This is a genomic window from Providencia sp. PROV210 (assembly GCF_028479445.1).
GTDB classification, from domain to species: domain Bacteria; phylum Pseudomonadota; class Gammaproteobacteria; order Enterobacterales; family Enterobacteriaceae; genus Providencia; species Providencia rustigianii.
The window spans coordinates 313,427-320,062 of sequence record NZ_JAMPNQ010000006.1 but is presented as its reverse complement, the minus strand read 5'-3'; the positions used below and the strand labels follow the sequence as shown (position 1 = coordinate 320,062).

Genomic DNA, 6,636 nt, shown 5'->3' with positions numbered 1-6,636 from the left:
GGCGAAAAGTAGGACGGGAAATCAGTAGCCGCGGGACGTATTGACAATCCCCTCTGGACTATCTCCTGCTTCAATCCGCTGAATATTGCTCGCAATCATATCCATGGCTTCATTCGGTAATGTAAATGCTGCCACATGTGGTGTAATCGCTATTCGTGGATGCGTCCAGAATGGATGCATTTGCGGCAATGGTTCAGTCGCGAAGACATCGAGCGATGCCCCTGCCACTTGCCCTTTATCTAATGCACTGAGCAAGTCTTGCTCAATTAAATGTGCGCCACGAGCGAGGTTGATAATATAAGCATTGGGTTGTAATTGACTAAAGAGTTGTTGATTAAGGATCCCAATAGTTTCTGGTGTACTTGGTAGCAAATTCACGATTACACGAGTTCCCGATAAAAAATCGGCTAACTGTTCTTGTCCATAATAACTTTTCACTTTAGGAATTTGTTTTTCTGAACGGCTCCACGTTCGGACTTGAAGACCAAAACTTGCCAAACGTTTAGCAACAGCTTGCCCTAATGCCCCGGCGCCCATCACTCCAACCACAAATTCTTCATGCTTGTAGGCAGGAAGTTGTTTCCATTGACGTTGAGATTGCAGTTGACGATATTCGTCCATACGACGGAAGTAATACAACACTTTTGCAGTCGCATACTCTTCCATCTGAATTGCCATACCCGTATCTTCTAAACGCATCAATGGTACACCCGCGGGTAACGTTCCTGGATTGTCGTGCTCTTGTTTTAAAATCGCATCCACCCCAGCGCCTAATGCAAAAATACCTTTCAGCTCTTTACGTCCCGCTAAGCACTCATAAGGCGGTAGCCATACCATGGCATAATCTGCCTGCTGGTTATCTCCCGGCTTCCATTGACGAATATTGGCTTGTGGTAATCTAGCACGCATGCCCTCAATCCACTGATTGGCATCAAAGAATGGATGGTAAAATAAAATATTCATGGCAACTCCTTATAGGTTTCTACCAGAGTGTGCGTAATGGTGTTTATTTTCAAGTCACTGCGAGCAAATTACGCCGATAATATGGGGATTTTGTTAAGGAGTTAACGAAAGCTAGATTAATTGCTTGCAGTTTAAATAAACAATTAAGTGTGAATTTTTATCCAAGATAATTCACTAAAGATTAGATAGTAATCAAATTGCTTTTTATTTAACTCATCAACAGAAAAAAGGTGAAAATAACTTAATAGGGAGTTGACGGAAGGCGCTCTTTTCCCTATAGTAGCGCCCCGTTGTAGGACAAGTTTTGTATCGCAAATTCTACGACAGATTTAGATAGAAAAAACGGTGAGGTGTCCGAGAGGCTGAAGGAGCACGCCTGGAAAGTGTGTATACGTGCGAACGTATCGAGGGTTCGAACCCCTCTCTCACCGCCATTTCTACTTTAGTTATTCTTTTTCAGCTAATTTCTTAGCACCTTTTTCATTATCAATCTTATCGATACCAATACCTTTTGCATGGTACTCTCGGCTAATTTCTTCCCATAACTCTGCGTTTTCTATTCCCGCAACCTTCGGGTCAAACACCGGATCGACACCCAATTTAGTTTGTCTTTCATAATCTCGTAGCGCCCTAAATGCAGGTTTAGACAAGAATACGATCGCAATTAAGTTTAAGTAACTCATACTTCCAAAACCAATATCCCCTAATCCCCACATGATACTGACCGACTGTACGCTGCCCATAAAAACGATTCCGAGGAACACGAATTTCAATATGAGCTTAAGCACTGGATATTTAAGCTTGCGATCAAGGTAAACAATGGTGGTCTCCGCAATATAGTAGTAAGCCATTAGTGTCGTGAACGCGAATAAGAACACAGCGATGGAAACAAAACCTGATCCTGCAGATGTAAAGACCGTGGATACCGCCATTTGTGTCCAGGCAGTTCCTGCTGCAACCCCCGGAATATACTCCACTAATGCCGTTGCCGAGCCATCAGGGAAAACGTTGTACATGTTGGTGACAAGGATCATCAATCCCGAAGCCGTACAAACAACAACTGTATCAATATAGATAGAGAATGCTTGGATTAGACCTTGTTTAACAGGATGGCTTACTTCTGCCGCTGCGGAGCTAAATGTGGCTTCCCCAGCACCTGCAACGTTAGAGAATACCGCACGGCGAACACCCCATGAAACTGCCGTACCTACGATCCCCCCAAATACCGCATCCATTCCCAACGCACTACGGAATATTAGGCTAAACATACCTGGGACGCTTTCCCAATGGCTACTCAGGATGATGACCATCATTACCAGATATGCCAATGCCATAATAGGTACAATTTTATCTGCTGCACTCGCAATACGTTTTACACCACCAAAAATCAGCCATGCCATTAATACTGTCACCAACGCACCCGTCGCCATTGGTGGAATATTAAATGCCGTTTGGAAAGAGTCAGCGATGGTATTTGCTTGGATCCCAGGAACTAATACGCCATAAGAAAGACAAATTACGGCAGCAACGAAAATTGCAAACGGTTTTAATTTCAAACCTTTCTCGATGTAGTACGGAGAGCCACCTCGATATTGACCATCAGATCGCTGCTTGTAGATTTGTGCCAGTGTGGATTCAACAAAGGCGCTCGCTCCCCCTAATAAGCCCATCACCACCATCCAGAATATCGCCCCTGGGCCACCTGCGGCAATCGCCGTCGCCACCCCAGCAATATTACCGACCCCAACACGGCCAGAAAGGGCTAGACAGAAGGCTTGGAATGACGAGATCCCCTCTTTTGAGGCTTTGTTTTCTTTCAGTAAACAGACCATTTTAACGATGTAACGGAACTGAACACCACGGGTTGCTAATGTGAAATAGAGACCAACACCCAGAGATAAAAATACGAGAGCATTACCCCAGATGTAACCAACGAGCGTGTTTACGATGGCTTCCATATGTACTCCTCGACGATTGTAATTGTATTTGTGTGTATGCAAGGTGTGAAACCTGAGAGACGATAACTCTCAGGTTTATGTTGTTTTAATGATTAATAAGCCAAATAACTTTAGTTTGGGTGTATTGCTCAAAAGCTTCTAAGCCATTGTCTTTTCCACCAAAACCTGATTGACGGAAACCACCAAATGGCGTCGTGATATTGCCTTCGCTAAATCCGTTCACAGAAACTGTTCCCGCATTAATACGACGAGCAATATTCATGACACGATGGATGTTTTGACTGTAAAACGAGGCAGCCAATCCATAGTGGGTATCATTCGCTAAAGTCACCGCTTCATCATCTGTTTTAAATGAAGTGACAGCTAAAATGGGACCAAAAACTTCATGTCGAAATAGAGACATTTCTGGCGTAACAGCATCAAAGATAGTGGGTTCGATATACCATCCTGAGCCAAGGTCACTGCGTACTTTTCCTCCTACAACCAGTTTTCCGCCCTCTTTAATTGTGGAATCTAAAAACGATTTCACTTTTTCAAAATGAGCCTGTTCAATCATCGGGCCGATAGACACCGCAGCATCCATCGGATTACCGACTTGCCATGAAGCAACCGCCTTGGTCAGTTTTTCTAACAACGGTTTCTTAATATTTTCATGAACAATTAAGCGAGAGCCGCAACTACAGTTTTCGCTCATGTTCCAGAACGCTGCGGCCATAATATGAGGAATGGCCGCATCAATATCCGCATCCTCAAAAACCACTTGAGGGCTTTTTCCTCCACATTCCAAAACAATCTCTTTTAAATTACTTTCCGCAGAGTATTTCAAAAATAGGCGCCCAACCTCGGTTGAACCGGTAAATGACACCATGTCTACGTCAGGATGACGACCAAGGGCTTCTCCCACTTTTTCCCCTAATCCACAAACCAAGCTAAGTGCCCCTTTGGGAATTCCGGCTTCATATGCCAACTCAACCAAGCGATAAGCACTCAGTGACGTTAATTCAGCAGGTTTAACAATGACCGAGTTACCCACCGCTAATGCAGGTGCCACTTTCCATGCAAACATTTGGGCAGGAAAATTCCATGGTAATACTGCGCCCACAACGCCAATCGGCTCATGGACAATCAATCCCATTTCTTGGTTACCTGTTGGGGCGATTTTACCGAACAGTTTGTCGATGGCTTCCGCATACCAATAAAAGGTTTCTATCGTGGCGGGTAAATCGGTATTGAGGCATTCTGTGATCGGTTTTCCTGCATCAACACAATCTAGCGCAGCCAACTCTTCACTATGTTTTTCAATTAACTGTGCCCAACGTAACATGACTTGCTTGCGTTCTTGGGGAGATAACCCACTCCAGCTTCCCTCTTGAAAGGTTGAGCGAGCTACATTGACAGCTGCATGCACATCTTGAGCACTACCATCTGCAATGTAGCCAATCAAACTATTATCAATCGGCGTATAATTCTTTAGTTTTGCAGTGTGATTTTGGTAATCTGCGATTAAGTTTCCTGCCCACAATTGGCTCTGTTTGGCACGTTCAAAAATTTGTTCTTTGGTGATTAGCATGGGAAATTCCTCTTCTATGGCTTAATCAGCGCAAGAAACTCATCACGCTCTTGCTGGCTGATATTTGACAGTGGAAGACGAACCGGTCCCACTTTGAAGGTTCCTTTTAGGCAACCTGCTTTTGCTTTTTGGTTGTAGTTTCCTGACTCCATTGAGTAAATTGCCGGATAAATTTCTTGCATAATCTGTTTAGCTTTTGCCCAATCACCTTTTTGAGAAGCATTGAAGATAGCGACTTGCTCCGCAGGAAAGACGTTCCCCGCGCCAGCGATCCAACTTTTGGAACCCCAGAAGAAGAAATCCACCGGTTGATCATCACAACCACAAATCACCTCAAAGTTTTTAAATGGCATTTGCAGTAGATGCAGCGCTCGGCTAAAACTGCCGCTACTCTCTTTAATGGCCACAATATTGTCGATTTCTGCCAGTTTTATCACGGTGTCAATTTCAATTTCGATACCTATGCGCGCAGGGAAGTTATACATAATGATGGGCAAAGAGGTTGATTTAGCGACTTTTTCATAGTGCGCATAAACCCCTTGCTGGTCAGGTAAGCTGTATGGAGGTGGAGATAACATCAATCCTTCATAGCCCAGCTCTTTCGCCTGAGCTGCACGTTTGATTGCTCCGTCGGTAGACAGGTCGTTGATCCCTGCAATGAGTGTTACACGCCCTTTGGCAATCTTACTTACCGTGGTTAACACAGTTTTACGCTCATCTTCATTCAGTGCGTAATATTCTCCCGTTGTGCCACACACCACTAATCCGGTCACACCACTGTCAATGAGCTTTTCGGTCAGTTCAGCTAACGCAGTCATATTTAATGATAAATCATCATGAAATGGGGTAACTAACGGAACGAGGATGCCATGAAAATTCATTGTAATTCTCCTAAAATTAAAGAAAGCGCTTAATCGAAAAAGGTGAGCAATCGATCGGGGTCGGTTGCCCATGGATCATGTTATTAACGATGTCTGCGGTGATCGCCGCGTGTGTGAGTCCTAAATGTTGATGCCCAAAAGCAAACACATAAGGACCCTTTTGGTCGATGACGGGTAAAGAATCAGAAATTGTAGGGCGAAAGCCCATCCACTCACTATTATGCTGGCTATCTAAAGACCGCTTCAGCATCGGGTTCGCAAGAGGTAAAAAATGTTGTGCTCGTTGCATATTTGGAGGACGCTTAAGCCCTGCATATTCAACTGTTCCTGCAAGACGTAATCCCCCATTCATTGGGGTCATAATAAACCGACGATCCATGCTTGAAACTGGAACAGATAAGCGCCCTTTTTCTTTCGGGAGCATTAAGTGATAACCACGTTCAGTCTCCAATGGCACATTGATGCGGCTGACCATTTTCACTAAAGATTTTGAGAATGCTCCCCCTGCAATCACCACTTTATCTGCAACGAATATTCCTTGTGAGGTAGTGACATACGCTTGGCTTGCTGATGAGGAATTAATCGCAGTAACTTCACACTCCGTTAATACTTTACCGCCGAGCTGAACAAATGTTCGCTCTAAGCGTTGATGAAGTTCAGCTAACTCAACAACATGTCCGGTATCGGGATAAAACAATCCTCCAAGTTGGTTTTCTGCCAGCTCTGGCTCTCGGGATAATAATTGAGATTGGTCAAGTAACTGGTTTTTCACGCCAAGGCGGTTTAGGTAATCACCATGCTGACGCAATTTTTCTAACGTTTTCGGTTTTTCTGCCACCAGCAAAGAGCCTTGAATCTTGATTAAATCCTGCAATTGCCACTGTTGGGAAAATTCTTGCCATGCCCCTAAAGATGCACCATTTAGCATGCTGAGTGCGCGATGAATATGCATAAACGGCTTATGCCGCATGTTCCCCAATAATTTCAGTAGCCATGGTGTTAATGGCAATATGTAGCGCCAATCAATGCGTAATGCGCCTAAAGGGTCAAGTAACATGCTGGGGATTGATTTTAAAACTGAAGGGTCTGCCACAGGAAAAACCTGTTCCGTCGCAATATGCCCCGCATTACCAAATGAAGCTCCCGAGCCAATTTGGTTTTTATCAAGCAATAAAACGTCGGTGCCACGCTGTTGTATGGATAACGCGATGGTTAATCCAACAATGCCACCGCCAACGACAATCACTGAATATTGGTTATTCAT

At 44.2% G+C, this 6,636-nt stretch carries 5 protein-coding genes and 1 tRNA gene; 1 reads left to right on the top strand and 5 read right to left on the bottom strand.

Translation table 11 applies throughout. The features are described 5' to 3' along the window. Positions 1 to 21: 21 nt before the first annotated feature. Positions 22 to 963, bottom strand: a complete 942-nt coding sequence (gene ghrA / locus PR761_RS06865; protein WP_154611056.1) for a glyoxylate/hydroxypyruvate reductase GhrA — start codon at positions 961 to 963, stop codon at positions 22 to 24. Positions 964 to 1,307: 344 nt separating this feature from the next. Here ghrA and PR761_RS06860 point away from each other — a divergent pair. Then, positions 1,308 to 1,397, top strand: a tRNA-Ser gene (locus tag PR761_RS06860). Positions 1,398 to 1,409: 12 nt separating this feature from the next. Here the strand turns inward: PR761_RS06860 and PR761_RS06855 are convergent. The 4 genes from PR761_RS06855 to PR761_RS06840 all read right to left on the bottom strand — a co-directional run bounded on the left by PR761_RS06855 (position 1,410) and on the right by PR761_RS06840 (position 6,636). Next, a complete protein-coding gene (locus tag PR761_RS06855; protein WP_115164269.1) occupies positions 1,410 to 2,921 on the bottom strand; it encodes an alanine/glycine:cation symporter family protein in 1,512 nt (503 codons plus the stop codon). 85 nt (positions 2,922 to 3,006) lie between these two features. Further along, positions 3,007 to 4,491 carry an aldehyde dehydrogenase gene (locus tag PR761_RS06850; RefSeq protein ID WP_154611055.1) on the bottom strand — a complete coding sequence of 495 codons (1,485 nt, stop codon included), beginning with the start codon at positions 4,489 to 4,491 and terminating at the stop codon, positions 3,007 to 3,009. Positions 4,492 to 4,505: 14 nt separating this feature from the next. Next, on the bottom strand, positions 4,506 to 5,372 hold the full coding sequence (gene dapA / locus PR761_RS06845) for a 4-hydroxy-tetrahydrodipicolinate synthase (RefSeq protein WP_006813166.1): 867 nt from the start codon (positions 5,370 to 5,372) through the stop codon (positions 4,506 to 4,508). Between the two features lie 16 nt (positions 5,373 to 5,388). After that, on the bottom strand, positions 5,389 to 6,636 hold the full coding sequence (locus PR761_RS06840) for an NAD(P)/FAD-dependent oxidoreductase (RefSeq protein ID WP_006813167.1): 1,248 nt from the start codon (positions 6,634 to 6,636) through the stop codon (positions 5,389 to 5,391).

What these genes read in the sequence shown, in the direction of transcription:
- ghrA (WP_154611056.1), bottom strand. Translation starts at nt 963, where the DNA reads ATGAATATTTTATTTTACCATCCATTCTTTGATGCCAATCAGTGGATT.
- PR761_RS06855 (WP_115164269.1), bottom strand. Translation starts at nt 2,921, where the DNA reads ATGGAAGCCATCGTAAACACGCTCGTTGGTTACATCTGGGGTAATGCT.
- PR761_RS06850 (WP_154611055.1), bottom strand. Translation starts at nt 4,491, where the DNA reads ATGCTAATCACCAAAGAACAAATTTTTGAACGTGCCAAACAGAGCCAA.
- dapA (WP_006813166.1), bottom strand. Translation starts at nt 5,372, where the DNA reads ATGAATTTTCATGGCATCCTCGTTCCGTTAGTTACCCCATTTCATGAT.
- PR761_RS06840 (WP_006813167.1), bottom strand. Translation starts at nt 6,636, where the DNA reads ATGAATAACCAATATTCAGTGATTGTCGTTGGCGGTGGCATTGTTGGA.